20 protein-coding genes are annotated in these 25,714 nt (G+C 50.0%); 5 read left to right on the top strand and 15 right to left on the bottom strand.

The window, feature by feature from the left end; translation table 11 throughout:
- Positions 1-40 precede the first annotated feature (40 nt).
- Positions 41-2,224 (bottom strand): S9 family peptidase, encoded by a 2,184-nt coding sequence (locus tag ACJJIZ_RS08105; protein ID WP_444915779.1) that lies wholly within the window; start codon positions 2,222-2,224, stop codon positions 41-43.
- 84 nt (positions 2,225-2,308) lie between these two features.
- Positions 2,309-3,688: an SLC13 family permease gene (locus ACJJIZ_RS08100; RefSeq protein ID WP_413662969.1), complete on the bottom strand. Its 1,380-nt coding sequence runs from the start codon at positions 3,686-3,688 to the stop codon at positions 2,309-2,311.
- Positions 3,689-4,085: 397 nt separating this feature from the next.
- Between ACJJIZ_RS08100 and ACJJIZ_RS08095 the strand changes: the two genes are divergently transcribed.
- Both ACJJIZ_RS08095 and ACJJIZ_RS08090 read left to right on the top strand, forming a co-directional pair.
- Positions 4,086-4,682: an SLATT domain-containing protein gene (locus ACJJIZ_RS08095; RefSeq protein WP_413662971.1), complete on the top strand. Its 597-nt coding sequence runs from the start codon at positions 4,086-4,088 to the stop codon at positions 4,680-4,682.
- A 74-nt stretch (positions 4,683-4,756) separates the two neighbouring features.
- Positions 4,757-5,257, top strand: coding sequence for a TrmH family RNA methyltransferase (locus ACJJIZ_RS08090; RefSeq protein WP_444915778.1), 501 nt, complete (start codon positions 4,757-4,759; stop codon positions 5,255-5,257).
- Here the strand turns inward: ACJJIZ_RS08090 and ACJJIZ_RS08085 are convergent.
- The 3 genes from ACJJIZ_RS08085 to purL all read right to left on the bottom strand — a co-directional run bounded on the left by ACJJIZ_RS08085 (position 5,254) and on the right by purL (position 10,926).
- The gene (locus ACJJIZ_RS08085; RefSeq protein WP_282933806.1) at positions 5,254-6,138 is read right to left on the bottom strand and encodes an aldo/keto reductase; all 885 of its coding nucleotides are present in this window, start codon (positions 6,136-6,138) and stop codon (positions 5,254-5,256) included. The two genes, ACJJIZ_RS08090 and ACJJIZ_RS08085, sit on opposite strands and share 4 nt — an antisense overlap.
- A gap of 203 nt (positions 6,139-6,341) precedes the next feature.
- A complete protein-coding gene (locus tag ACJJIZ_RS08080; protein WP_282933807.1) occupies positions 6,342-6,665 on the bottom strand; it encodes a TfoX/Sxy family protein in 324 nt (107 codons plus the stop codon).
- Positions 6,666-7,059: 394 nt separating this feature from the next.
- Positions 7,060-10,926, bottom strand: coding sequence for a phosphoribosylformylglycinamidine synthase (gene purL, locus ACJJIZ_RS08075; RefSeq protein ID WP_444915777.1), 3,867 nt, complete (start codon positions 10,924-10,926; stop codon positions 7,060-7,062).
- A 413-nt stretch (positions 10,927-11,339) separates the two neighbouring features.
- Here purL and mltF point away from each other — a divergent pair, with 413 nt between their 5' ends.
- Positions 11,340-12,818, top strand: a complete 1,479-nt coding sequence (mltF, locus tag ACJJIZ_RS08070; protein WP_444911352.1) for a membrane-bound lytic murein transglycosylase MltF — start codon at positions 11,340-11,342, stop codon at positions 12,816-12,818.
- A 94-nt stretch (positions 12,819-12,912) separates the two neighbouring features.
- On the top strand, positions 12,913-13,317 hold the full coding sequence (locus ACJJIZ_RS08065) for a hypothetical protein (RefSeq protein ID WP_444915776.1): 405 nt from the start codon (positions 12,913-12,915) through the stop codon (positions 13,315-13,317).
- Positions 13,318-13,342: 25 nt separating this feature from the next.
- On the opposite strand, the gene ACJJIZ_RS08060 is transcribed toward ACJJIZ_RS08065, so the two are convergent.
- The 6 genes from ACJJIZ_RS08060 to mtnP are packed head-to-tail and all read right to left on the bottom strand — an operon-like array spanning position 13,343 to position 18,714.
- Entirely contained in the window at positions 13,343-13,996 is a 654-nt protein-coding gene (locus ACJJIZ_RS08060; protein WP_444915775.1) for a TIGR04282 family arsenosugar biosynthesis glycosyltransferase, read from the bottom strand.
- A complete protein-coding gene (locus ACJJIZ_RS08055; RefSeq protein ID WP_444907532.1) occupies positions 13,989-14,663 on the bottom strand; it encodes a TIGR04283 family arsenosugar biosynthesis glycosyltransferase in 675 nt (224 codons plus the stop codon). The genes ACJJIZ_RS08060 and ACJJIZ_RS08055 overlap by 8 nt, the downstream gene beginning before the upstream one ends.
- Positions 14,663-16,138 (bottom strand): dihydrolipoyl dehydrogenase family protein, encoded by a 1,476-nt coding sequence (locus tag ACJJIZ_RS08050; protein ID WP_444915774.1) that lies wholly within the window; start codon positions 16,136-16,138, stop codon positions 14,663-14,665. The genes ACJJIZ_RS08055 and ACJJIZ_RS08050 overlap by 1 nt, the downstream gene beginning before the upstream one ends.
- Before the next feature lie 7 nt (positions 16,139-16,145).
- The gene (locus ACJJIZ_RS08045; protein ID WP_444915773.1) at positions 16,146-16,829 is read right to left on the bottom strand and encodes a TVP38/TMEM64 family protein; all 684 of its coding nucleotides are present in this window, start codon (positions 16,827-16,829) and stop codon (positions 16,146-16,148) included.
- Between the two features lie 32 nt (positions 16,830-16,861).
- Positions 16,862-17,809 (bottom strand): arsenosugar biosynthesis radical SAM (seleno)protein ArsS, encoded by a 948-nt coding sequence (gene arsS / locus ACJJIZ_RS08040; protein ID WP_444896423.1) that lies wholly within the window; start codon positions 17,807-17,809, stop codon positions 16,862-16,864.
- A gap of 5 nt (positions 17,810-17,814) precedes the next feature.
- Entirely contained in the window at positions 17,815-18,714 is a 900-nt protein-coding gene (gene mtnP / locus ACJJIZ_RS08035) for an S-methyl-5'-thioadenosine phosphorylase (RefSeq protein ID WP_444896422.1), read from the bottom strand.
- Positions 18,715-19,692: 978 nt separating this feature from the next.
- On the opposite strand from mtnP, the gene ACJJIZ_RS08030 reads away from it, so the two are divergent.
- On the top strand, positions 19,693-20,688 hold the full coding sequence (locus ACJJIZ_RS08030; protein WP_444915772.1) for a zinc-dependent alcohol dehydrogenase family protein: 996 nt from the start codon (positions 19,693-19,695) through the stop codon (positions 20,686-20,688).
- Positions 20,689-20,760: 72 nt separating this feature from the next.
- On the opposite strand, the gene sucD is transcribed toward ACJJIZ_RS08030, so the two are convergent.
- The 4 genes from sucD to odhB form a co-directional block, all read right to left on the bottom strand.
- Positions 20,761-21,633 (bottom strand): succinate--CoA ligase subunit alpha, encoded by an 873-nt coding sequence (gene sucD, locus ACJJIZ_RS08025; protein WP_108734154.1) that lies wholly within the window; start codon positions 21,631-21,633, stop codon positions 20,761-20,763.
- A 2-nt stretch (positions 21,634-21,635) separates the two neighbouring features.
- Positions 21,636-22,802, bottom strand: coding sequence for an ADP-forming succinate--CoA ligase subunit beta (gene sucC / locus ACJJIZ_RS08020; protein ID WP_282933818.1), 1,167 nt, complete (start codon positions 22,800-22,802; stop codon positions 21,636-21,638).
- 161 nt (positions 22,803-22,963) lie between these two features.
- Entirely contained in the window at positions 22,964-24,406 is a 1,443-nt protein-coding gene (gene lpdA / locus ACJJIZ_RS08015) for a dihydrolipoyl dehydrogenase (RefSeq protein WP_282933819.1), read from the bottom strand.
- A gap of 65 nt (positions 24,407-24,471) precedes the next feature.
- Positions 24,472-25,671 (bottom strand): 2-oxoglutarate dehydrogenase complex dihydrolipoyllysine-residue succinyltransferase, encoded by a 1,200-nt coding sequence (gene odhB, locus ACJJIZ_RS08010; protein WP_282933820.1) that lies wholly within the window; start codon positions 25,669-25,671, stop codon positions 24,472-24,474.
- Positions 25,672-25,714: the final 43 nt, after the last annotated feature.

Below are 25,714 nucleotides of genomic sequence, written 5' to 3'. Positions count from 1 at the left end.
TAATCAGACCTATATCTCTAAAATAAGCATAACATATTTATTACTTAACCTTCTTATCAGTCTCTCCATTTTTATACCCAAGTAAATCGAGGTAAAATGCATACTGTAAAGCGGTCTCCTTATAGCGACGGAAACGACCCGAAGAGCCACCGTGACCTGCTTCCATATTGGTATTGAATAACAACTGATTTTCATCGGTCTTCAATTCGCGTAACTTTGCCACCCATTTCATTGGCTCAAAGTATTGCACCTGGGAATCATGTAGCCCAGTGGTTACCAACATATTGGGGTAATCCTGAGCTTTCACCTGGTCATAGGGAGAATAGGAAAGCATATATTCATAACTATCCTTATTATTAGGATTGCCCCACTCGTCATACTCATTAACAGTCAGGGGAATTGACTCATCCAGCATGGTAGTTACCACATCAACAAATGGCACCGCCGCAGTAACACCCCGGTACAAACCCGGTTCCATATTGACTACCGCGCCCATCAACAGCCCCCCAGCACTACCACCTGAAGCAAAGATCTTATCAGGGGCCCCATATTTTAATTTCCCCAACGCCTTGGTAACGTCGATAAAATCAGTGAAAGTATTCTTTTTATTGAACATCTTTCCATCTTCGTACCAGGCACGTCCCAGTTTTTGGCCGCCACGAATATGGGCAATAGCAAATACAAAACCTCGGTCAAGCAAGGACACCACTGAAGAGCGGAACCAGGGGTCTACGGTACTACCGTATGAGCCATAGGCATATTGCAGTAATGGATTAGAGCCATCTTTCTTAAATTTATCTTTACGATAAACCAAAGATACCGGCACCTTAACGCCATCTCGTGCCGCTACCAGGATACCCTCGCTCTGATAGTGCTCTGGGTCAAAACCACCCAGAACTTTGTCTTGCTTAAGCAATTCCAAATCGCCACTATCCAACTTGGCTTCATAAACACTATTTGGTGTCGTTAAACTCGAATAAGATACTCGAACACTCTCTGAGTCCAAGTTTGGGTTTGAACTCAAGCCCAGCCTGTATACTGGATCATTAAACCCGACTTGAAGGTCCTTATTATTCTCTAAATTAATAATTCGGAGACCCGTTTGCCCCGCTTTTCGTTCTATTACTGCCAGATGATGATCAAATAAAGTGAAATCTTCCAACAAAACTTTACTACTATGAGGTATGACTTCCTGCCAATTAGACTTATCTGTTGCGTCGTCCATGGCAACCTTCATAAGGCGGAAGTTTTCAGCTTGCCAGTTGGTCATGATATAAAAATCATTCCCTAACTTTAGCGCTGAATACTCGTGATCCTCTTCCCGGGGATATAAGGGAGCAAAATCGGCAAGAGGGGTGTTTGCGTCCAGGATTGACTGGCCACTGCTAGTTGTAGAACTGTGGTGAATGCGTATCAGCTCTCCATCCCGGGATTTGGAAATCCACGTATAGAAAGCCTTATCCATCTCTTCGTAAACAACAACATCTTCACTCTGCGGCGTGCCCAACTTATGGCGCATTACTTGATAGCCGAGCAGAGTTTGATGGTCCTTATTGATATAGAAGACAGTTTGGTTATCGTTTGCCCAAACGGCAACTGGTGAAGCATTCTCCAATTTATCTGGCAGCATCTCACCAGTCTTTAAGTCCTTGAAGCGAATCGTGTAAACACGGCGCCCAACACTATCTTCAGGATATGCTACCAATTGATTACTGGGAGAAACCGCTAGGCGCCCTACACTAAAGTAGCCGTGGCCTTCAGCCAGCACATTCACATCCAGCATAATCTCTTCAGGTGCTTTCTGGGTCCCTTTACGCCGCGCGTGGATCGCGTATTCTTTCTCAGGAAGATAGCGGCTGTAATACCAGTAGCCATTATAATAAACGGGAACCGTTGATTTATCTTTCTCCAGGCGGCCAGTCATTTCTTCAAAGAGTAATTCCTGTAACTCTTCGGTGTGGTGCATTACCAAATCGGTATAAGCATTTTCTGCTTCCAGATGAGCAATAACATCTGGCGCCTTACGTTCATCGTCACGCATCCAGTAGTAATTATCGATGCGCTCATGGCCATGCATAACCATTTTGTGTGGTACTTTCTTCGCTACAGGAGCAGAGGTTTGTTCACTAAACAAGGCTTTTTCCTCTACAGCTTGGTTGCTCTTCTCTTCGCCACACCCTGTTAAACCAAGGGTGAGCAACAGTGTTGCTGTGGTTTTATTCATCGAACTCTATCTCTCCTATCTATTTTTCTTTTATCCATTCGCCTGCTTATGCACATCTCACACTGGCTATGATGGAGACAAACACTATCCAGCCAGGATCAACCAACTCATCCCCGCTATTATCAGCGATGCCGTCACACTGAGTATCGCGCCCTCTCGAACCATATCCTGTATACGTACTTTACCGGTTCCATACGCAATCGCATTAGGCGCTGTAGCTACAGGCAACATAAATGCACAACTGGCACTCATCGCCGCAGGTATCATCAGCACCATGGGCTCAAAACCCGCTGAAGTGGCGGCTACAGCTAAAATTGGCATAAGTAGGGTTGCCGTAGCTGTATTGCTGGTTATCTCTGTCAAGAAGGTCACACTAAGGCATAGAATGACCAACAACAACCACAGTGGCATCGCCGTCAGGAAAGAAAGACCGTTGCCGAGCATATCGCTCAGTCCGGAACTGGAGAAACCTTTTGCTAGCGCTATACCACCGGCAAACAGTAATAGCATTCCCCAGGGGATCGTCTCTGCCGTCTGCCAATCCAGCAAGCGCCCTCCCTTACCGTTGGGCACTAGAAACATAGCGACAACGGCTGCTAGAGCCACGGTTCCATCACCGGCAGCATCAATACCTATCAATTCGCTCCAACCACCAAACGGTGCATTGCGAGTAACCCATAGGAGAATTGCCACACCGAAAACCATTAAGGTTCGCTTTTCCTCTTGCCTCCACTCTCCCACTTGAGGGGGCTCAATATCATTTTTCAGATGCACATGACGGGTCAGCCAGAGGGCCATTATAGGCAGCGTCACCAAAGCAACTGGGACTCCTATTTTCATCCAGCCCAGGAAGCTAAACTCTCGTCCGGTTACTTCCTCGTATATTCCCATAAAAATAACATTGGGCGGCGTGCCCAGAGGAGTACCTACCCCACCCAGACTTGCGGCATAGGCAATACCCAGGATCAGGGCAATACTTAAGCGCTCGTTGTCGATCTTACTGAGAATTGCCAGGGCTATAGGCAGCATCATCAATGTGGTAGCAGTGTTGGAAATCCACATGCTCAGGAAGCCTGCTGCCAGCATAAATCCGAGCACCAGCCTGCGGCCGCTGGAGACGCCCACAATACGCAACATATACAGGGCAAGGCGCTCGTGGGCCCCACTTTTCTCCAGGGCCTTGGACAAAATAAAGGCCCCCATCAGCAACAGAATGACATGACTTCCCAAGGAAGCTGCCACCTCCCGATGATCCGCTACTCCAAATAGAGGCAAGAGGACAAAAGGCACCAGTGACGTTGCGGGGATTGGAAGTGCTTCCGTTATCCACCAGATCACAGTTAACAAGGTAATTGCAGCAGTTACTGCCGGTAGATACTGCATCCCCAACGCTGATAAAAAGAAATAGAAGGCCACAGCAAAAAGAGGCCCCAAAACTATAAAGCGCTGCCGCGCGATTGACATACCTGCCCCCAACTACTCAAGGGTTTAATTTTTATAAGTTTGAATCTTGGGAGGGGGATAAACTCCTCGGTCAAGATGGCCGATAAAAATACAAGAAACTGGTCCTTTTGCGCAGCTCTTTTTATTCCTAGAGTAAAATTCCCTCATGGAATTGGGTGTTACACCGTTGAATCCCTTAAATAGCTAATGTTCAGTGATCAAATAGCAATCTATGTAACTGAAGGCATTTCGAGCAGCAAGGGTATGCAATCACTTACGCGAACCCCAAAATATGGACATACCTGACTATCAAGACTGAAAAACTAGCCCTTTGTACCATCACTTTTGTACATCTCGCTGGCATCCGTCAAACTATCGCCCACAATAGCTAGTAGTAGAATGAGGGCGGAAAGGAATCATGAGCACTATACCCAATACCGTGGAAGTCCTGGAGAAGCTCCGCTGGAATGCTCACCTGTGCAAACACAGCCACTTTCGAGCCTCTATGAAGGGGCGCAATTTGCATGTGCTTTGCGGGGTGCCCATCGTTGTCGTCAACTTATTCCTGGGTTCGCTTTTCTTCTCCTTGATCAATGCGGAGCTGCCTGATTGGACCAAGTGGAGTGGTGCGGCGCTGGCCCTGCTGGCCGCGTTATTGGGCGGTGTGCAAACTTTCTTCAATTTTAAAAAGAACTATGAGGGACACCGACAGGTAGGCAACGAGTACCTGGCGATCGCCAGGGAGTGCGAGCGGCTGATCGCCCTTTACTTCGACGATATCCTGGATCTTGAACATCTATCCAAAAAGATCTCAGAACTGAATACACGCTACAGCGAAATCAACCAGCGAGCGGAAGAGTTTATTGTGTCAGATAAGGTATACAGGCAAGCGGTGCATATCCAGAATCAAAAGGCCAACCGAGAGCCCTCTCTGGTAGAGCAGATGCGTAATCGCCAGGCTGCTGCGCAAAGAGTCGCCGAGGAGGCTCTCGAAATCGCAGAGAGCAGCCACTAACTCCCCCATCAATACCGCAGTACTTTCCTGGGGAAGTGGTAACTTCCCCACTTCCTATAGTAACAAACAGAAAAATGCAGACAGATCACAGTAGTCATCAACCCAGCACAGACACTTACCCATTATGCTATTTAGCCACCGATATCGGTACACCGAGCAATGTCGGCGGCCTATTTCGTATCGCAGATGCACTCGGCGTAGAGAAAATTTATTTAACTGGTGAAAGCCTGGTTCCACCTAATTCCAAAATTCGGAAAGTTTCCCGGTCTACAGAAAAGTACGTTCCCTACGAATATCACTCATCTGCAGTCAATATCGCGCAAACCTTAAAAAATAAGGGCTATCGATTAATTTGCCTGGAGATTGCCTCAAATAGCGTCGAACTCAAAGATACCCCCGTTTCCAAAGGGAATAAAATATGTTTGGTATTGGGTTCTGAAAAGGATGGGGTCAACCCCGAACTTCTGGAACTGGCAGATGCTGTGGTACACATACCTATGCAGGGTATCAATTCCTCAATGAATATTACTTCTGCCTGCGCTATAGCGACCTATGCTTTACTGGAAAAAATTTAATCGGGCACTTTGACCATTATGTTTTTCTGATTAACATAATCGGGATCACCGCCCAACCTTTTATTGCAGTTCAATCCATTAATTGCCTGGATCTCCGCATTGCTTAAATTAAAATCAGACAATAGGAAGTTATTGCGTATGTGATCCAGGCTTTCCGCTTTGGGAATAACAATACGATGCTGCTGGATATTCCACTTAAGGATAACCTGTCCCGAAGTCACCCCGTGATTTTGCGCAATATCCACAATTACTGGATCTATGAGAGGTTTTTCATGAGCCTCAACACCGCTCCATGTAGATCCCGACCCCAAAGGAGACCAGCTACAAATCGCAATTTTATGGAACTGGCAATAATCGACTAAAGGCTGCTGTGTGAAGTAGGGATGCAGTTCAATTTGATTACAAACAGGGCGCACTTCCGAGAAAGTCGCCAGTTGTTCAATATCAGATTTACGAAAGTTTGACACCCCCAGGGCCCGCACTTTTTTCTGCTGGTAAAGCGCCTCCATTGCTCCCCAGGTTTCCCGGGTATAGGCCGGCATAGGCCAATGGATCAGATATAGGTCCAGGTATTCCAGCTGCAATCGCTCCAGGCTACGGGCAAATGCATCGTGAGTTTTATTGGTTCCCTGCTCCGTATCCCAAACTTTACTGGTAATAAAAAGCTCTTCCCTCGCTAAGCCGGATTCTTTGATCGCTCTTCCCAGAGCTCGCTCATTTCCATAGACCGATCCTGTGTCAAAATGACGATATCCCACAGACATGGCTTTCAAAATAACTTCTGTTACATACTCATCATCCTGCTGCCAGCTGCCAATCGCAGCCATTCCCATGCCGAGCTGAGGTATCTCTACACCGTTATTCAATTCGAGAAAATACATAATCAATATCCTTTCAGACTACTGAGCGGTAAATCAGCAAGGACCAAGAGGGAATAGAACCGGGGTCACATTTATTTCGCTGAGTGTAGGCCGTACAGAAGTCAACGCGTAGAAAACAGCGAACTCACGCCAACTCCTGACTGCTAATCACTCACCATGCAATAAAAAGAAACTAATTTGCTAAGTTCAGTGAATATAAGCGATTATTTTGGAGGAAGTGAGCCCGCAAATACCGCTCCACGACTGACCCAGTTATCCAAATCCTCTGCGACAGCATCTTCTTCCACATACACCATGCCTTTTAAGGGGCGCCCGGTGTAATCCATAGGCCGGGTATAGCGTTCGGCCAACGCAGTTTGATACTCATCAGGCCCAACCCGGACCATCAACTCCTCTCCAACAACCCCACAGGCCATATTGCCATTCAACATAAAAGCGAGACCTCCAAACATCTGCTTTTCACTGAGGCCTTCATTTCCCTGAAGTAATTTGCGCACTTTTTCAGCCAGAGTTTCGCTGTACGCCATAGTTTTCTCCTTAATCACTTTTACCAGGCAGGAATACCCCCTCAGAAACTGCTTTTTTCTGAAAAGGTTAAAAACGATGAAATTTGAAAAGAATCGAGCGGAATTAAATGTGAACCCTAATCCCAGCAAGACATTGGATGGAGCAATGAGCAAGTAAACTGCAAATACAACAGATAACTGCACCATAGCAAAAACGTTATTTCGAATAATCGTTTAAGTATAGCAGTAGCTGAAGTTTCTACTTTAAGGAAGGGAAAAAATACGCCAGGAAATGAAAGGGCTGAAAAAAATTACAGAAATATTTCTATATTTGCTAAAGATTGTGGTGACCTGAAACGGCCACCACAATCTTTACGTGTACCTCGGCAGGCAAAAACCGAGAGAATGACTTGTCTTAGTCGACAAACACCCGCGCGTTACGGAACAAGCGCATCCAGCCGGAATCTTCTTTCCACTCATCTGGATGCCAGCTATTGCTGACAGCTCGAGCAACACGCTCAGGATGCGGCATCATAATAGTCACGCGGCCATCCTCAGAACTCAGGGAGGTAATACCATTTACCGAGCCGTTGGGGTTGGCCGGATAAGTTTGGGTAATTTCCCCTTTGTTATTCAGGTAGCGCATCGCGATAGTGCCGGAAGCTTCACACTTCTCCAGCGCCTGCTGGTCAGCAAACTCCACTCGCCCCTCACCATGAGCAACGGCAACCGGCATGTAAGTACCCGCCATACCTTTAAACAACACGGAAGGTGAGTCTTCAATGCCTACCAGTGCGAAGCGCGCTTCATACTGCTCAGAGAGGTTGCGCACAAAGCGCGGCCAGTGATCCGCACCTGGAATCAGCTCTTTGATCACTGAGAACATCTGGCAACCGTTACACACCCCCAAGCCGAAGGTATCGTTGCGATTGAAGAAGCCCTCAAACTGGTCGCGGGCACGATCGTTAAACAGGATGGTTTTAGCCCATCCCTCACCGGCACCCAGTACGTCGCCATAAGAGAAGCCACCACAGCCCACCAAGCCTTTGAACTCATCCAACGCTACACGGCCAGACAGGATGTCACTCATATGTACGTCGACAGCGTTAAAGCCAGCGCGGTAGAAAGAGTGCGCCATTTCCACTTGGCTATTCACACCCTGCTCTCGTAGTACAGCAACTTTCGGGCGAACACCTTTAGCGATATAGGGTGCGCTGATATCGTCGTTGATATCGAAAGTGAGGTTTACTGTCAGGCCCGGGTCTTCTTTGGCAATTGCAGCGAATTCCTGCTCGGCACACTCGGCGTTATCACGCAGGGACTGGATACGATAGCTGGTTTCCGACCAGATCTGCTGCAATTCAGCACGGGAGCGCTTGAAGATTTCAACACCGTTATTAGTGATGCACAGGTGTTCGTTATTGTTCAGGTAACCGATCTTGTGGGTGGGTACACCCACAGCGGCAAAGCGCTGTACCAGCATATCCGCTTCACAGGCGGGAACCTGCAATACCGCACCCAGCTCTTCACTGAACAGCGCCGCAATCGGGTCTTCACCCAATTCGTAGATTTCCACATCCATACCCACGCGGCCGGCAAAGCCCATTTCCGCCAGGGTTGTAAACAGACCGCCGTCAGCGCGGTCGTGGTAGGCCATGATCAGGTCTTCATTCAGAGCCTGCTGTACCACCTCGAAGAAACCTTTCAGTTTCTTGGCATCGTCCAGGTCTGCGGGCTTGTCACCCAGCTCGTTGTAGACCTGCGCCAGACAGGAGCCGCCCAAGCGATTTTTGCCGGCACCCAGATCGATAAACAGTAACTCACTCTCACCTTTATCGGTGCGCAGCTGCGGTGTCACTGTCTTGCGGACATCAGTTACCGGAGTAAAGGCAGAAATTACCAGAGACAGCGGTGCAGTAACCGATTTCTGCTCGCCCTCTTCCTCCCAGGCAGTGCGCATAGACATGGAGTCTTTGCCCACCGGGATGGTAATGCCCAATTCAGGACACAACTCCATACCCACCGCTTCTACGGTTCGATAAAGTTTTTCCTCTTCACCCGGATGGCCCGCTGCACACATCCAGTTGGCGGAGAGTTTGATATCGGACAGTTGCTTCACTGGGGTACAGGCGATATTGGTAATTGCCTCACCCACTGCCAGGCGGCCCGAGGCCGGTGCATCCAGCAATGCCACCGGGGTGCGCTCACCCATAGACATGGCTTCGCCGGCGTAGCTGTCATAGGCAACGGTAGTTACCGCGCAATCGGCCACCGGCACCTGCCAGGGACCGACCATCTGATCGCGGGAAACCTGACCGGTTACAGTGCGGTCACCGATAGTGATCAGGAAGCTCTTGCTAGCCACTGTGGGCAGGCGCAGCACCCGCTCAGCCGCTTCATTCAGGTCGATATCTACTGTGGAAAATGCCTTACTTTCCACCTGGCGAGTTTCTGCTTCACGGTGCATGCGCGGCGGCTTGCCGAACAACACCGACATCGGCAGGTCTACAGGCTTGGATTCAAACTTCTTGTCATTTAACAGCAAGTGCTTGTCTTCGGTAGCTTCACCGACAACGGCGTAAGGCGCGCGCTCACGCTCACAGATTTGCTCGAAGCGCTCCAGGTCTTCCGGCATCACTGCCAATACATAGCGTTCCTGGGATTCGTTACACCAGATTTCCAGCGGGCTCATACCCGGCTCATCACAGGGCACATTGCGCAGTTCAAAATTACCGCCGGTACCGCCATCTTTCACCAACTCGGGGAAAGCATTGGACAAACCGCCCGCACCCACATCGTGGATAAAGGCAATGGGGTTGCTCTCACCCAACTGCCAGCACTGGTCGATCACCTCTTGGCAGCGACGCTCGATTTCCGGGTTTTGGCGCTGTACTGAAGCGAAATCCAGATCTTCAGAACTGGAGCCGCTGGCCATACTGGAGGCTGCACCACCACCGAGGCCAATCAACATCGCCGGGCCACCCAGCACTACCAGTTTGGCGCCAGGGGAAAACTCGGGCTTGTCTACATGCTCTTCGCGGATATTGCCGTAACCACCAGCCAACATGATCGGCTTGTGATAGCCGCGACGCTCGCCATCGAAATTTTCTTCAAAGGTACGGAAGTAACCGCAGATATTCGGGCGGCCAAACTCATTGTTAAATGCTGCACCACCGATCGGGCCTTCGATCATAATATCCAGAGCGGTAACAATACGCTCAGGCTTGCCATAGTTGGCTTCCCAAGGCTGCTCCCAGCCGGGAATGCGCAAGTTGGAAACCGTAAAACCGGTCAGGCCCACTTTTGGTTTGGAGCCACGGCCAACTGCACCTTCATCACGAATTTCACCACCGGCCCCGGTACCAGCACCGGAGAAAGGAGCAATCGCGGTAGGGTGATTGTGGGTTTCCACTTTCATCAGCAGATGAATGGCTTCAGTGCTGAAACCGTATTCCTTGCTGTCAGGATCCGGGTAGAAACGCCCCGCTTCGCTACCAGTAACGACGGCTGCATTATCCGCATAGGCGGACAACACATTGTCCCCCCCCTTCTGGTAGGTATTCTTGATCATGCCGAACAGGGAGTGCGGCATTTCTTCGCCGTCGATGGTCCAGGAGGCATTGAAGATCTTGTGGCGGCAGTGCTCGGAGTTTGCCTGGGCAAACATCATCAGCTCTACATCTGTGGGATTGCGCTCCAGCTCTTGGAAACTGGTGAGCAGGTAATCAATCTCATCCTCAGCCAAGGCCAAGCCCAAGGTGACATTGGCATCTTCCAGAGCTTCGCGACCGCCCTCGAGAATATCCACACCGCGCAACGGGCGCGGCGCTTCTTCTACAAATAATTGCTCAGCTTGAGCAAAATCGGTGAATACCGCTTCAACCATACGATCGTGTAAGCGGGAGGCCAGCACAAGGCGTTCAGCTTCAGTTAACTCGACACCGGTAACGTAGTAGGCGATGCCACGCTCCAGGCGATGAACTTTGTTCAGGCCAGTGTTATGAGCAATGTCAGTAGCCTTGGAAGACCAGGGAGAAATTGTGCCCGGACGCGGCACTACCAGGATCAACTCGCCTTTCGGCTCGTGCTTTTCCTCGGTTGGGCCGTATTGGAGCAGTCGCTCCAGCAGGGCCATCTCCTGGTTATCCAGTGAGTCGCTGTCTGCAAAGTGAACGAACTCAGCGTAGAGATCGTCGATGGTCGGTTGCAGCGCGCGCAGTTGATTGAGCAGGTTTTTATGGCGGAATTTCGACAGTGCAGGAGCACCACGCAGAACTAACATTGCGGGAGATAGCCTCTTGTCTAAATGAGAAAGATTGCGCGAATGGGATTTCGCACAAGGCCCCGGAAATTTGAGAGGCGCAATTGTACCTGAAGCATCGCTACTCCAACACACCCGCCCGACACTTGGGTACACATGAACTAATTAGTAACCTGAATGTTCAAAAGACCAGCAAGCTTGGCTGTAAATAAACCAACTTTGTATCAAAGCCAGGCTCGCTTACCTAAGTCTGCAATGCTTTGCAAGCGCGCAGATCACAGTGTTCAAAAGACAAACTGGGCAGATTGTCGTCAAATAATGTAAAATTGGCGGACTGCGTCAAATTTTGCCTTCGTATTTGAGAGCGAAATCGACATACAGGGCCTTAGGCACAACAGCAAATAAACCAACGGACTAGCTAGAGAGGACAGCCTATGATGATGAAAAGCCGTATGCTGCGCTACGTCCGCCGTGTGTGCAAAGGGATCGCCTTGTCCTGCTGCGCCTCCCTGCTGGTTGCCAGTAAAGCACCGAATACGCTCGAGCGTGTCAAAGCCACCGGTGAATTGGTTGTCCTGTCACAAAACGGCCCCACCACTTATTACGAAGACGCCTCCGGCAACCCGACCGGCTTTGAATACGGCATGCTGCGTGCATTTGCTGAAGAGCTGGGGGTGAAATTGGTAATTCGCGACGTGCACGATCTGGACGAAATGTTCGATCAGCTGCGCGACCCGGAGGGTGGCGCGCACTTCGCAGCTGCCGGCCTCACGGTAACTCCAGAGCGTCGCGAACAAGTCCGCTTTACCCCATCCTATTTTGAGATTCGCCAACAGGTTATCTACCGAGTTGGCGAACAGCGGCCGCGCAAAACTAGCGATCTCGAAGGAAAAAAGGTCGCCGTCATCGCGGGTAGCGCTCACGCAGAAGAAATGAAGAAACTCTCCGCTCGCTATACCGAGTTGGATTGGGAGGAAGTTTCCGACGTGGACGCCATGGAATTGGTAGAGATGGTGCAGGAAGGAAAATACAATTATGCAATTGTCGATTCCAACGCCTATGCAGTTCACCGCGGCCTTTACCCAAACACTGCGGTTGCGTTCAACCTCACCCAGTTTCAGCCGGTTTCCTGGGCCTTCCCACAAAGTGATGACGACAGCCTCTATCGCAGTGCACGCCGCTTTATGTTGCGCGCCAATACCAATGGCATGATTGCCCAGTTGCGGGAAGAATTTTTCGGCCACGTCAGCGACCTAAATGTGGGCGGCGCCAAGGCCTTTGCCAAGCGCAGCCGCGAGCGCCTGCCCCAGTGGCGCGGCACCATGCAAAAGGTTGCCGACCAATATGACCTCGACTGGCACTTACTCGCGGCCCTCAGCTACCAGGAATCCTATTGGAATCCGCGTGCCCGCTCTCGCACCGGTGTACGCGGCCTGATGATGCTGACTCTGAACACCGCAAAAGATCTCGGTGTAAACCGCCTAAACCCCGAAGAGAGCATTGAGGGTGGTGCCCGCTATATCGTACAAATCCGCAACAAACTGCCGGATCGCATTCGCGAGCCCGACAGAACCTGGATGGCCCTGGCTGCCTACAACGTAGGCTATGGCCACCTTGAGGATGCCCGGGTACTGACAGAACGAATGGGCGGCAATCCAGATCTTTGGCCCGATGTGCGCGAACATCTGCCCCTTCTGGCCAAGCGTCAGTATTACAAGACCACCAAACACGGCTATGCCCGAGGCTGGGAGCCGGTGACTTATGTACAGAATATTCGCCACTATCAAGCCCTTCTGAGCTGGAGTAGCCGCATCGAGGAACAACGACTGGCCGCAGCCAATGATGAAAACGGTGGGATCCTTGCTGAGAACAGTGCAGTGAATTCCGAAGCCAGCGCCGCCCCCGCTCTCTAATCCCCCTCTAGGCCAGCTTAACCTGGCCGAAGAAAGCCCCAAATGTCTCCACCTTAATCTATATTCATCTGGTCCCGGTTGGAGTGCCTGAGCGATGGATAATCCAGATACGGTAAGAGAGATCGAGCAGTTTATTGACTACCTCGTGCAGGCCGGGGTGTACTGCAGGGAAGACGAACTAGAAAGTGTCTACCACCGGGAAATGCAGGTCTTCATACTAGACCCTTCGGACCGGGTCACAGTGGCAGACAAAACGGCCTTCATCAATATGTTTAAAGCCAAGCGTGACGCGGGTGAACTACCTCTCAACGACTGGAAAAAAATTCACCACATAGTGGCAAATGAAAACAGTGCTTTAGTAATCTTCTCGCGGAAAAATAATTTGGCTGGCCAGGAGCAACTGTTAAAACTGGCGATAGATTTGGTGTATGAAGATGGGCGCTGGCAGGTCACGCGGGAAGTTATATTCCTAGAGCCAGCACTTCCTGGTTCAAGCTAGAAATACTCCTTACTCTCGACTGCTTTTAATCTGCTTCCCAACAATCTGCCAGACTCCTCGAAAGAGCTCTAGGTAAAAACTGCAAATCCTCAGGTTCATCAATATCCGCAAGCACATCCAATTGCTGACACTGCATATCACATTCCTGTAATCGTTCCAGGGTTTGCTGGGCAACGACTTCAGTACTCCAACATATATCTTCAAACAAGCGAGAATGCAGATACTTCAATCCCAACAGGGTGTAGCCACCATCATTTGCGGGATACATTACAGAGTCCGTGTGCACTAGCGCCACAGCTGCGGCTCGGATTCTTTCTGCATTTAATGCAGGGCAATCTGTCCCCAACAAAAATAGCCCCTGGCCAGCGGCATAAGAACTTTTCGCAGCCCTCCACAAGCGCTGACCAAGATCACCATCTGACTGGCTGTATAGCTTTACCCCCTGAGGCAATTTAAACTCCCGCCAGAAAGGGTGCTGGGAGTTAGGCGCAACATGCAGCTCGACAGGGCCCAGACCCGCCTTCACCGCTTCTGCCAATGTATCCTGCAATAACTGTAATGCGAGAGCGGCTGCGCCCTTCTCTCCCAAAGTAGGAATTAGCCGAGTTTTTGCATACCCTGGCAACGGAGCCTTAGCCATCACTACAAGACGCATGGGCGGCAATAGAAAACTACTCATAGCGTTTTGCCAAACTCTCTGCTGATACGCCCCGCCAGTAATCAAAACGCAATCGCCACATCAATAAAATGGTTCTCAATACGCCGTACTTTTCCCAGCGACGCCCTGAGGTTTCTACTTTTTCACGAGAACAATAGGGCCAGTAATAACTGCGCAAACGGCGACTCAGCTCAATATCTTCCATCAACGGCTGCGCAGGGAATCCACCGATAGTTTCGAACAAACCACGGCGCACAAAAATGGCCTGATCCCCTGTAGCAATACCACTAAAACGAGAGCGTAAATTAACTAAAGTCGCAATCAAGGGAAACCAAAAACTGTGTCCGACAATTTGAATATTAAAACGCCCCCAGTGGGCATTCTCCTTTTCGAGGTTTGTGATGGACTTGAGGGCATCTGCGGGTAGACGGCTATCGGCATGCAAAAACACTAACCACTGACCTTTAGCCATTAACGCACCGGCATTCATCTGAACCGCCCTACCCCGAGTGGCGTGGACCAGCTGCAAACCAGACTGCTCTAGGGTCTCAACACTACCATCGGTACTGCCGCCGTCTACGACAATAACCTCACAATCTTCCTGCACGCTCAATTGCTGCAAGTGCTCCAGTAAAGAGGCTATGTGTTCCTTTTCATTTAATAGAGGAACTATCACACTGAATTGCATTAGTTGCGCCTCCAGCGGTTAAAAACCTCTAAGAAACGTAAAATAACTGCTGGTGCGTGAGCACGTTTCCAATTGCCCGCAACAAATTTATTGGCTTCACTCATGGTCGGATAGATATGGATGGTTGAGAGAATTTTATTCAACCCCAACCCATGCTTCATCGCTAAAATAAACTCCGCAATTAGTTCTGCAGCATTTTCCCCAACAATAGAAACACCTAGTATTTTATCTTTTCCCGGCACCGTAAGGACTTTGACAAATCCTCGCCGCGCACCATCGACTATAGCTCGGTCCAAATGCTCGATATCATAGCGGGTTATCTCGTAATTCACTCCCTGCTCACTAGCAGTTTTTTCAGAAAGGCCTACAGTCGCCACTTCCGGATCGACAAATACAGCACTGGGAACCAGAGAGTAGTCTACGGCAAATTTTTTAATGTCACCGAAAAGGGCATTTACCGCTGCATACCAAGCTTGGTGTGAGGCCATATGGGTAAATTGGTATGGCCCTGCCACATCCCCAGCTGCAAGGATATGTGGATAGCGAGTTCGCAGGTAGCCATCAAGTTTCAACCTGCCATTATCCAGCAAGTCCAGGTTCTCGAGACCTTCGTCGGTTACTTTCGCCTTTCTGCCGAGAGCTAGTATCACCTCATCAAACTCGAGCTTAACCCTATCGCCCTTATTTTCTACAATGAGTATGCCTCCTTCTCGATCAGGAACACCTTCAAACTCAACAGCTTCGTGGTCTGTCAAAATTTTAACGCCATCCAGAGTAAGCGCCTCAGCGACGGCCGCAGATACGTCAGCATCCAACTCCAATAATATAGTGTCGGACCTCTCCACCAGAACCACTTCCGAACCCAACCTGGCCATGGCTTGTGCCAGCTCACAACCAATAGCTCCCCCACCCAGTAATACCAGCCTGTGGGGAGGGGTTTTTAACTGAGAAAACCGCTCCCATAAAGTATCACTGGTGAGGTAATTCACTTGATCGAGCCCAGGAAAAGGCGGAACACTCGGCTCGGCGCCAGTGGCTAGTACAATAGCCCTTGCCGTCAGGGTTTTCTCCCCTCCACTATTTAATTGGGTTTTAACTGTCCAGGGATCGATAAGCTCTGCAGTTCCCTTGAGCACTTCAACCCCCAGCTCGTTATAGCGCTCCACACTATCATTGGGTTCAATAGTTTTAATCGACTCCTTGATATGTTGCATAACCCGGGGAAAATTAATTGTTGGCTCATGGAGTACAACCCCAAACTCGCCCGCACATCTTGCCCTATGGGCCTGTCGCGCACACATAATCAATGCTTTACTGGGTACACAGCCGGTATTGAGACAATCTCCCCCCATTTTACCTGCTTCGATCAAAGTGACTTTTGCTTTTATCGCCGCAGAGATGTAAGCCGTAACCAGGCCCGCCGCACCACCACCAACGACAATTAAGTTACGATCAAACTTCTTAGGTTTCTGCATAATTAGATCATCCAGCCTGACGCCTGCGCTTAAGCCAGTTGAGCGCATATTTTGCAATTAAGGGAAACACACCCAATAGAACAAAAGACAATAACAGTGGCAAAGATAAAATATCCTTGAGATTTTCCACTCTCATCAACTGGGTGCCGGCATTTACGTAAACTATCGTACCCGCCAGCATTCCGAGCTGACTAACCCAGTAGAAAGTCCAGGCTTTAATATGGGTGAGCCCCATCAGGATATTAATTAGGAAAAAAGGGAAAGCCGGCACCAATCGCAGCGCAAAAAGGTAAAATGCCCCCTCCCGCTCAATTCCCTTATTGACGACTTGAAGCCGCTCTGAGAAACGCCCCTGAATATAGTCCCGGAATAAATATCGAGCCATTAAAAAGGCCAGGGTGGCACCGATACTGGAAGCAAAAGAAACGATTACAGTACCCCAGAAAAGACCGAACAATGCGCCGGCTGCAATCGTTAGAACTGCTGCCCCGGGAAGTGATAAGCCAGTCACCAAAATATAGAAGACCAGAAACAAAAATCCGACTAAAAGCGGCGACGACATCTGCCAGCGCTTAAAGTCCTCCGCTCCAGCCTTTAACTTTTCCAGGCTCAACCAGTGGTGCAGATCAAGCGCGTAGAAAGCCACCACCAATACGACTATAGCGGCTACTAACAGGATTTTTTTACTCATCGTTTTCAGGTTCCATCCGCCATAACAGAAAGCTAGAGAGCCCCACCACAACTACTTCCCTGCCCGGCTGTACAACCATAACAGTGATCTGCAACGCAAATTGCCGATCCCTTCAGATCCATCTCGATTAAATCTCGCAAATGTAATCGGCCGGGAATAGGCATATTGAGTTGTTGGTTAAAATCGCAATCAAATAGGTTTCCCTGCCAATCGACGCTAACCAAGCTACGACACATAACATCAGCGAGATTATCCGCACTGTAACTGTCTTTAAGTAGCGCCATATAATCGTGAAACTGCCCCTTGGAAACCAACATGGAACCAAAACGCTTGATTGGCATATTGGCGAGAGCGAACAAATGATTAAATTTAATGGAGAAGTGGTTCGCCAACTCTCTTCGGTAGTCCGCCTCCAAAGCACTTTGCTCCGGGGGTAAAAAGGGTCCCTGGGGGTTATAGACCAAGTTGAGCTCTAAGCCACTGCCGGGCTTGCCATAGCCCAATGCATTTAATTTTTGTAGCGCCGCAATGCTCTTATCGAATACCCCTTTACCTCGTTGCTTATCGACATTATCGATTGAGTAACACGGCAGGGAGGCAACGACCTCAACCTGGTTTTCAGCGAGGAATTCAGCAGTATCTTCCTGGCCCGGCTCAAAAAGAACTGTCAGGTTACAGCGATCTATTACATGTACTCCGCGCTCTCGCGCCCCTCTTACAAGGGATCGAAAACCCCAGTGCAATTCCGGGGCCCCACCAGTCACATCCAGCACACGGGGTTTACGGACCGTAAGAACTTCCAATAACAGCGCCAAATTGTCGTCCGACATCATCTCGGTTCGATTAGGCCCAGCATTGACGTGGCAGTGTAAACAGCGCTGATTACAACGGTAGCCAATATTGACCTGCAAGGTCTCAATGGCCCCTCGGTGCAGAGAGGGGAAGTCCGATAGCTCCAGCAGGGGTAAGGTCTCACGCATCGATATCACTGCTCCATTTCTTCAAGCTCCGGTTCTGTCGGAGCGAGCAGTGGTTTTATTACAGCTTGTGTTTCCTCAGGCATAGCTTCGAGGGGAGTCACCAGACCGCTCAACAGCGCTGTATGAGCGGAGGACTCCGGTTGCTCAGCGCCTAATATACGTATGGCTTCCATCGCAATCTGCTGGGCGCGCATGGCATTTTGTTGAAGATTCGCAATCGCTACCTCTGCGGTTACCGCCTCCTCACGAGGGTGCCAACAATCATAGTCAGTAGCCATAGCCAGCGTGGCGTAGGCAATTTGTGCCTCCCGGGCCAACTTGGCCTCAGGCATATTGGTCATGCCGATAACCGACGCCCCCATACTGCGATACCAGTGGGACTCGGCACGGGTGGAAAACTGTGGGCCCTCGATACAGATATAACTGCCGCCTCGGTGTAACTCAATTGGCTGCTCTGCCTGGGTCAGCGTGAAAGCACGCGCCAAACTATCAGCGACAGCAGAGCATACTGGATCGGCCATGGACACATGGGCAACCGCGCCATCTCCAAAAAAGGTACTCTGCCGCCGGCGAGTCATATCAATGAACTGATCGGGGATTAACATATCCAGCGGCCGTACCTCTTCCTCTAGGGAGCCCACAGCCGAGAGAGACAGGATGTAGCGCACGCCGAGCTGGCGCAGGGCATGGATATTTGCCCGATAAGGTACTTGGGAGGGGATCAGGTGATGATTGCGACCATGACGGGCCAGGAAAGCTACTGGTACACCTGCGAGCTTACCGCAGACAATGGCGTCCGAAGTCCTGCCAAAGGGAGTGTCGATATGGACCTCCTCCACCTCAGTCAGCCCCGGCATATCGTAAAGACCACTTCCTCCAATCACCCCAATCAATGCCCTGGTCATATTCGCTCCTAAACAATTGGTTTTCGGCAGTATAGGAGTGGGGGCAAGTCGTGTATATCACCAGCTACGAGAAAGGAAAATTAGAAAAGCAGTGGCACCTATATTAGCTATACCCCAGGCCGCTAAAATTTTACAGGTGAGCTAGAGTTACTCTTCAGAATTTAGATCAATAGGGCGCCACGATTTACGGCTTACGATAATGAATTTTTATCCACCACATTAAGAGCTGACAGTTAATAATCTGCCCACACCGAAAAGACAATATTTTTTAGCAAAACCCAGCAAAGTCTTTTCTTAATTAATAGATATGAAGTTGAACTTTAAAGAGGCCGCTACAGCTCAGCCCGAAACCATGTAGCAACATAAAAAAGGGAGCAAAAAACTCCCTTATCTTTATTCTAAAAAAATAACCGCATCACATCCTAGCTCTTTCGGCTACATGAAAGGCCCGGCAAAAGAACTCAGCAGAGTCTGACACTTGCCGTCATAGAGATAAGAAAGCATATCCAAATCTCCAGCGCTGGGATTCCAGGTGGAGCTATTCACTTGATTGGCCGATATTTTACAGCCCCCCTCACGAGTGTTTTTTACAATCCCCAGTGCCCTTGCCTGGTCGTCATACATTATGATGGAGTTTCCATCAAAAGCAAAATAAAGGAGCATCAACAGACATCTACTCGTAGACAAAATCCAGTGTGTATAGGATTACACAGGGAGGGGAGGAGAAGAGATCGCGCTCCGTTTAGCTCACCTAGCTACATTGATGTATTGATTATTATTATCAGCAGTCCCAATTTCTGCTCTCAGGATACCCTCAACATCATGGAAGTAGCTGAGTACGGATGAGCCCTGTCGACAATCAACTATAACTAAACCCTCTATTCTTAATTACTTTTTTTCTTACAAACTGATTGTTAGCAAATTAGACGAAGAATAGAATGGGCGAAAGTTACAATATATCAAACAGAGATTATTTAAATGAGCAAAACGAAAGTAGTGCGCTTTCATCAGGCTGGTGATGCTTCAGTATTAAAAATTGACACGTTAGATTTACCTGAACCCCAAAAGGGAGAAGTCAGAATTAAAGCTGCCGCAATTGGCTTAAATCGTGCTGAAGTTATGTTTAGAAATGGCGCCTATATTGAGCAGCCTAAATTTCCCTCTAAAATAGGGTATGAGGTTTCTGGGGTAGTTGATGCTGTAGGTGAAGGAGTTACCGAATTAAAATGTGGTGATATTGTCAGCACCATCCCTGCTTTTACCATGGGTGAATACGGAGTCTATGGCGAGCACCCTATTGTGCCAGCTTTTGCAGTCGCTAAATACCCAACTAATTTAACGGCCATAGAAGGCACAGCCATATGGATGCAATATGTCACAGCATATGGAGCACTGTGTGAGGTAGGGAAACTTACTGACAAACAGACCGTCTTGATTACAGCAGCAAGTTCAAGTGTAGGCATCGCTGCCATCCAGATTGCTAACTGGATTGGCGCAAAAGTCATAGCCACGACTCGGGGTTCATCAAAAGTTGCCAGTTTAAAAGAGGCTGGCGCTCATTACGTAATAGAAAGCGATGTTGAATCCATTAGCGAAGCTGTCAACAAAATTACAGATGGGCAAGGCGCAAACTTAATTTTTGACCCTATTGGTGGACCCTTATTAAATGAACTGGGTAACGCAGCAGCAAAAGCTGGCACAATCATCGAATATGGCGCATTAGACCCAAATCCAAGTATTTACCCTCTATTCAAGGCACTGGAAAAAGCATTAACCATTGTTGGTTATACTCTATTTGAGCTAACTCAAGATCCAACAAGAATAGAAAGAGCCAAAGAATTTATTTATCGAGGCCTAGAGCAGAAAAAATTAGTCCCAAAAGTAGATAAAGTTTTTGCTTTTGAAGATATCCAGGCAGCACATCAATATATGGAAGCCAGTAATCAAGTTGGTAAGATTGTCGTAAAAATTTAATCGGCCTCATAGTAGTCATAAAAAAAGCCACCCAATGGGTGGCTTTTTTGAAAACTAAAAGTTGGCAACTACTTACCAGCCAGTAATTTCCTTCAGAGCATCGCCAATCTGAGCCAGGGAGCGCACGGTTTTAACACCAGCGTCTTCCAGAGCAGCGAATTTCTCGTCTGCGGTGCCTTTACCACCAGAGATAATCGCGCCCGCGTGACCCATACGCTTGCCGGGAGGAGCAGTTACACCAGCGATGTAGGAAACTACAGGCTTGGTAACATTTTCCTTGATGTAAGCAGCTGCTTCTTCTTCAGCAGTGCCACCGATCTCACCGATCATAACGATTGCTTCGGTCTGCGGATCGTTCTGGAACATTTCCAGGATATCGATGAAGTTGGAACCCGGGATGGGGTCGCCACCGATGCCCACACAGGTGGACTGGCCGAAGCCGTAGTCGGTGGTTTGCTTAACCGCTTCATAGGTCAGGGTACCGGAACGGGAAACGATGCCCACTTTACCCGGCTTGTGGATGTGACCTGGCATAATACCGATCTTGCACTCACCCGGAGTAATAACACCCGGGCAGTTCGGGCCGATCAGGCGCACGCCCAGCTCGTCGCACTTCACTTTAGCGTCGAGCATATCCAGAGTCGGAATACCTTCGGTGATACAAACAATCAGCTTGATACCAGCGTTGGCCGCTTCCAGGATGGAATCCTTACAGAAAGGCGCAGGTACGTAGATTACGGAAGCTTCAGCGCCGGTCTTCTCTACCGCTTCTTTAACGGTGTCGAATACTGGCAGGCCCAGGTGAGTCTGGCCGCCTTTACCCGGAGTTACACCACCAACCATCTTGGTGCCGTAAGCAATCGCTTGCTCGGAGTGGAAAGTACCCTGGGAGCCAGTGAAGCCCTGGCAGATTACCTTAGTGTCTTTGTTAATCAATACTGACATGATTATTTACCCTCCGCAGCTTTAACCACTTGCTGAGCCGCATCGGTCAGACTGGTAGCCGCGATAATGTTCAGGCCACTGTCGCTCAGAACCTTGGCGCCCAGATCTGCGTTGTTACCTTCCAGGCGTACAACAACCGGTACTTTAACGCCAACTTCTTTTACTGCGCCCACAACGCCTTCGGCGATCATGTCACAGCGAACGATACCACCGAAGATGTTGATCAGTACGGCTTTTACGTTCTCGTCAGACAGGATGATCTTGAACGCTTCAACAACGCGCTCTTTGGTCGCGCCGCCGCCAACGTCCAGGAAGTTAGCTGGCTTGCCGCCGTGCAGGTTTACGATGTCCATGGTACCCATGGCCAGACCAGCACCGTTTACCATGCAGCCGATGTTGCCATCGAGAGCTACGTAGTTCAGGTCGAACTTGGCAGCGTGCGCTTCACGGGAATCTTCCTGGGAAGGATCGTGCATTTCGCGCAGGTCAGCGTGGCGGTACAGCGCGTTGCTGTCGATTACCACTTTGGCGTCCAAGCAGTGCAGGTTGCCTTCGGTGGTGATTACCAGCGGGTTGATTTCCAGCAGGGCCAGATCTTTTTCCTGGAACATTTTTGCCAGGCCGAGGAAGATCTTGGTGAACTGCTTAACCTGAGTCGGGTTCAGGCCCAGTTTGAAAGCCAGCTCGCGCGCTTGGTAAGGCTGAGCGCCTACCAGCGGATCGATAGTGGCTTTCAGGATTTTTTCTGGAGTCTCTTCCGCTACTTTCTCGATCTCAACGCCGCCTTCGGTGGAAGCCATGAAAACGATACGACGGGTGGAGCGGTCAACAACGGCGCCAAGGTACAGTTCTTGGTCGATGTCAGTGCAGCTTTCAACCAGGATACGGGAAACCGGCTGGCCATTTTCGTCTGTTTGATAAGTTACCAGACGCTCGCCCAGCCACTTCTTGGCAAACTCTTCAATCTCTGCCTTGGAATCTACCAGCTTTACACCGCCAGCCTTACCGCGGCCACCAGCGTGTACCTGGGCCTTTACTACCCACTTATCACCGCCAATTTCGTCAGCCGCTGCTGCTGCCGCTGCCGGGGTTTCCGCTGCAATGCCTTTGGAAACCGGCAATCCGTATTCCGCAAACAGTTGTTTGCCCTGATACTCATGCAAGTTCATAGTCAATACCAATTCACATATAAAATGTGTTTACTAATTGCAGATCACTCTGCACCTGAAAGAGAAATTTAAAATTTCCGTCGTTGCAAATTTCAAATTCCACAAATGAAACCGGGGCGCTAATTAATCAATAATTAGTGCCCCGAAATCGAAAAATATTCTTACTTGCGCTTCTTGCGATTTACGGTGTGAATCGCATGGCCGTTCACGCCCAGCGCCGCTTCTTTCACAGTTTCGGAAAGAGTCGGGTGCGCAAATACCGTCATACCGATGTCTTCAGCGCTAGAGCCGAATTCCATCGCGATCGCCACTTGCTGAACCAGGTCTGCGGCAGACGGGCCAACAATATGGGCACCCAGTACGCGGTCAGTTTCCGCGTGAGCAATGATTTTCACAAAGCCCTGGGTATCGTTGGCGGCCATAGCGCGGCCGTTGATAGCAAACGGGAAGCTGCCTACGTTGTAGGGCTCGCCATCGGCCTTCACCTGCTCTTCGGTGCGACCAACCGCAGCGATTTCCGGGTGAGTGTAAATAACGTTGGGAATCACGTCGTAGTTCATCATCGGCTTCTGGCCAGCGATACGCTCGGCAACCACAACACCTTCTTCTGAGGCCTTGTGTGCCAGCATCGGGCCGCGTACCACGTCACCAATCGCCCATACGCCCGGTGCAGAAGTCATGCACAGGTCGTTGACATAGATGAATCCACGCTCGTCCATCTTCACACCGGCATCTTCAGACAGAAGGCCTTCGGTGTAAGGGCGACGACCAACGCAAACGATCAGCTTGTCGAAAGTTTCCTGGTGCTCTTTACCATCTTTGTCCTGGTAAGTAACAACCACTTCTTCGCCTTTCACTTCGGAGCCGGTTACGCGGCAAGCGAGGCGGATATCCAGGCCCTGCTTCTTGAAGATCTTCTGGGACTCTTTGGCAACCTGTTGGTCCATGATCGCCAGGAACTTGTCCATCGCTTCAAGAACAACCACTTCGGAGCCCAGGCGGTTCCATACAGAACCCAGCTCCAGACCGATAACGCCGGCACCGATAACACCCAAACGCTTTGGAGTTTCAGCGAATTCCAGTGCACCGGTGGAATCGACAATAATTTTGTTGTCTACCGGAGCGGGCGGAATATTTACCGGTACAGAACCGGAAGCCAGAATGACATTTTCAGCTTCGTAAACGGTGCTGTTGCCTTCGTCGTCGGTTACTTCCACTTTCTTGTTCGCCAGCAGTTTGCCGGTGCCGAAAATGGAGGTCACTTTATTGGCGGTGAACAGACCTGCTACACCACCGGTCAGTTTCTTAACGATCTCGCCTTTGCGCTCGATCATCTTGCTCACATCCATCTTGACCTTGCCGACTTCAATGCCGTGCACGTCGAGAGCATCTTTGGCTTCGTGGTATTTCCAGGAGCTGTCCAGCAGTGCCTTGGAAGGAATACAGCCAACGTTCAGGCAGGTACCGCCATTTACGTATTTACCTTCCTTGTTTTTCCACTTTTCGATACAAGCCGTTTTCAAGCCCAACTGAGCGGCACGGATGGCAGCGACATAACCACCAGGACCGGAGCCAATTACGATTACGTCAAATTTTTCGGACATGATCAGTTCCAGATATTTCTAATGCAGTGTGATCGAGGGGGCCCGCAGGCCCCAAGATTTATTGTTTAAACTTCGAGCAGGATACGCGCTGGATCTTCGATCATTTCCTTGATCGCTACCAGGAAGCCAACCGCTTCCTTACCGTCGATCAGACGGTGGTCATAGGACAGCGCCAGGTACATCATCGGCAGGATTTCCACCTTGCCATTTACCGCCATCGGACGCTCCTGGATTTTGTGCATACCCAGAATTGCAGTTTGCGGTGGATTCAGAATCGGAGTGGACAGCAGGGAACCGAATACACCACCGTTGGTGATGGTGAAGGTACCGCCAGTCATCTCTTCGATAGACAGTTTGCCATCGCGGGCGCGAACACCCAGATCGCGGATATTGTTTTCCATATCCGCCAGGCCCATGTTCTCCGCATTGCGCAGAATCGGCACAACCAGGCCTTTCGGAGAGGAAACCGCTACACCGATATCCTGGTAACCGTGGTAAACGATATCGTTGCCGTCGATAGACGCATTCACTGCGGTGTAGCGCTTCAGCGCTTCTACTGCAGCTTTTACGAAGAAGCCCATAAAGCCCAGACGAGTGCCGTTGTGGGTCTTCTCGAACAGGTCTTTGTAGTTCTTGCGCAGGTCCATAATCGGCTTCATGTTCACCTCGTTAAAGGTGGTGAGCATGGCGGTGGACTGGGAAGCGTCCAGCAGGCGCTCAGCGATACGCTTGCGCATACGGGTCATGGGAACACGCTTCTCTACGCGCTCACCTGGAGCAACCGCAACTTCAGCAACAGCGGCGGCAGGTGCAGCAGCGGCAGCCGGCGCAGTGCCCGCTTTCATTACGTCTTCCTTGAGAACGCGACCACCCTTGCCAGTGCCTTCAACACCGGCCAGGTCTACGCCCTTCTCAGCAGCCATTTTCTTGGCAGATGGCATGGCAATTTTGTCGCCAGCCGCAGGAGCTGCGGCTTCGGCAGCCGGAGCTTCTGCTTTTTCTTCCGCCGGGGCAGCAGCTGCGCCAGCGCCCGCTTCAAACTTGGCAATCACCTCATTGGAGAGAACGGTATCGCCCTCACCCTTGATGATTTCAGTCAGGGCACCATCGGCAGGTGCAACAACTTCCAGCACAACTTTATCGGTTTCGATATCCACGATCAGTTCATCGCGGGACACAGCTTCACCAGGTTGTTTATGCCAGGTGGCGACAGTTCCGTCCTGAACTGATTCAGGGAAAGTTGGCGCTTTAATCTCGATCGTCATTTTTTCTGTTTCCTGAGATTGACTCTTCACTTATTACTGCCGC

This window comes from Microbulbifer maximicatervae (SeqCode), from assembly GCF_052467225.1.
Note: the sequence above shows the minus strand (reverse complement) of the source record. Positions and strands in the feature narration are given on the sequence as shown.

What these genes read in the sequence shown, in the direction of transcription:
- sucD (WP_108734154.1), bottom strand. Translation starts at nt 21,633, where the DNA reads ATGTCAGTATTGATTAACAAAGACACTAAGGTAATCTGCCAGGGCTTC.
- ACJJIZ_RS08050 (WP_444915774.1), bottom strand. Translation starts at nt 16,138, where the DNA reads ATGCAGAAACCTAAGAAGTTTGATCGTAACTTAATTGTCGTTGGTGGT.
- ACJJIZ_RS08100 (WP_413662969.1), bottom strand. Translation starts at nt 3,688, where the DNA reads ATGTCAATCGCGCGGCAGCGCTTTATAGTTTTGGGGCCTCTTTTTGCT.
- ACJJIZ_RS08055 (WP_444907532.1), bottom strand. Translation starts at nt 14,663, where the DNA reads ATGCAATTCAGTGTGATAGTTCCTCTATTAAATGAAAAGGAACACATA.
- ACJJIZ_RS08090 (WP_444915778.1), top strand. Translation starts at nt 4,757, where the DNA reads ATGCAGACAGATCACAGTAGTCATCAACCCAGCACAGACACTTACCCA.
- ACJJIZ_RS08045 (WP_444915773.1), bottom strand. Translation starts at nt 16,829, where the DNA reads ATGAGTAAAAAAATCCTGTTAGTAGCCGCTATAGTCGTATTGGTGGTG.
- mtnP (WP_444896422.1), bottom strand. Translation starts at nt 18,714, where the DNA reads ATGACCAGGGCATTGATTGGGGTGATTGGAGGAAGTGGTCTTTACGAT.
- purL (WP_444915777.1), bottom strand. Translation starts at nt 10,926, where the DNA reads ATGTTAGTTCTGCGTGGTGCTCCTGCACTGTCGAAATTCCGCCATAAA.
- lpdA (WP_282933819.1), bottom strand. Translation starts at nt 24,406, where the DNA reads ATGTCCGAAAAATTTGACGTAATCGTAATTGGCTCCGGTCCTGGTGGT.
- ACJJIZ_RS08065 (WP_444915776.1), top strand. Translation starts at nt 12,913, where the DNA reads ATGGATAATCCAGATACGGTAAGAGAGATCGAGCAGTTTATTGACTAC.
- ACJJIZ_RS08095 (WP_413662971.1), top strand. Translation starts at nt 4,086, where the DNA reads ATGAGCACTATACCCAATACCGTGGAAGTCCTGGAGAAGCTCCGCTGG.
- ACJJIZ_RS08105 (WP_444915779.1), bottom strand. Translation starts at nt 2,224, where the DNA reads ATGAATAAAACCACAGCAACACTGTTGCTCACCCTTGGTTTAACAGGG.
- ACJJIZ_RS08030 (WP_444915772.1), top strand. Translation starts at nt 19,693, where the DNA reads ATGAGCAAAACGAAAGTAGTGCGCTTTCATCAGGCTGGTGATGCTTCA.
- ACJJIZ_RS08085 (WP_282933806.1), bottom strand. Translation starts at nt 6,138, where the DNA reads ATGTATTTTCTCGAATTGAATAACGGTGTAGAGATACCTCAGCTCGGC.
- ACJJIZ_RS08080 (WP_282933807.1), bottom strand. Translation starts at nt 6,665, where the DNA reads ATGGCGTACAGCGAAACTCTGGCTGAAAAAGTGCGCAAATTACTTCAG.
- odhB (WP_282933820.1), bottom strand. Translation starts at nt 25,671, where the DNA reads ATGACGATCGAGATTAAAGCGCCAACTTTCCCTGAATCAGTTCAGGAC.
- ACJJIZ_RS08060 (WP_444915775.1), bottom strand. Translation starts at nt 13,996, where the DNA reads ATGAGTAGTTTTCTATTGCCGCCCATGCGTCTTGTAGTGATGGCTAAG.
- mltF (WP_444911352.1), top strand. Translation starts at nt 11,340, where the DNA reads ATGATGATGAAAAGCCGTATGCTGCGCTACGTCCGCCGTGTGTGCAAA.
- sucC (WP_282933818.1), bottom strand. Translation starts at nt 22,802, where the DNA reads ATGAACTTGCATGAGTATCAGGGCAAACAACTGTTTGCGGAATACGGA.
- arsS (WP_444896423.1), bottom strand. Translation starts at nt 17,809, where the DNA reads ATGCGTGAGACCTTACCCCTGCTGGAGCTATCGGACTTCCCCTCTCTG.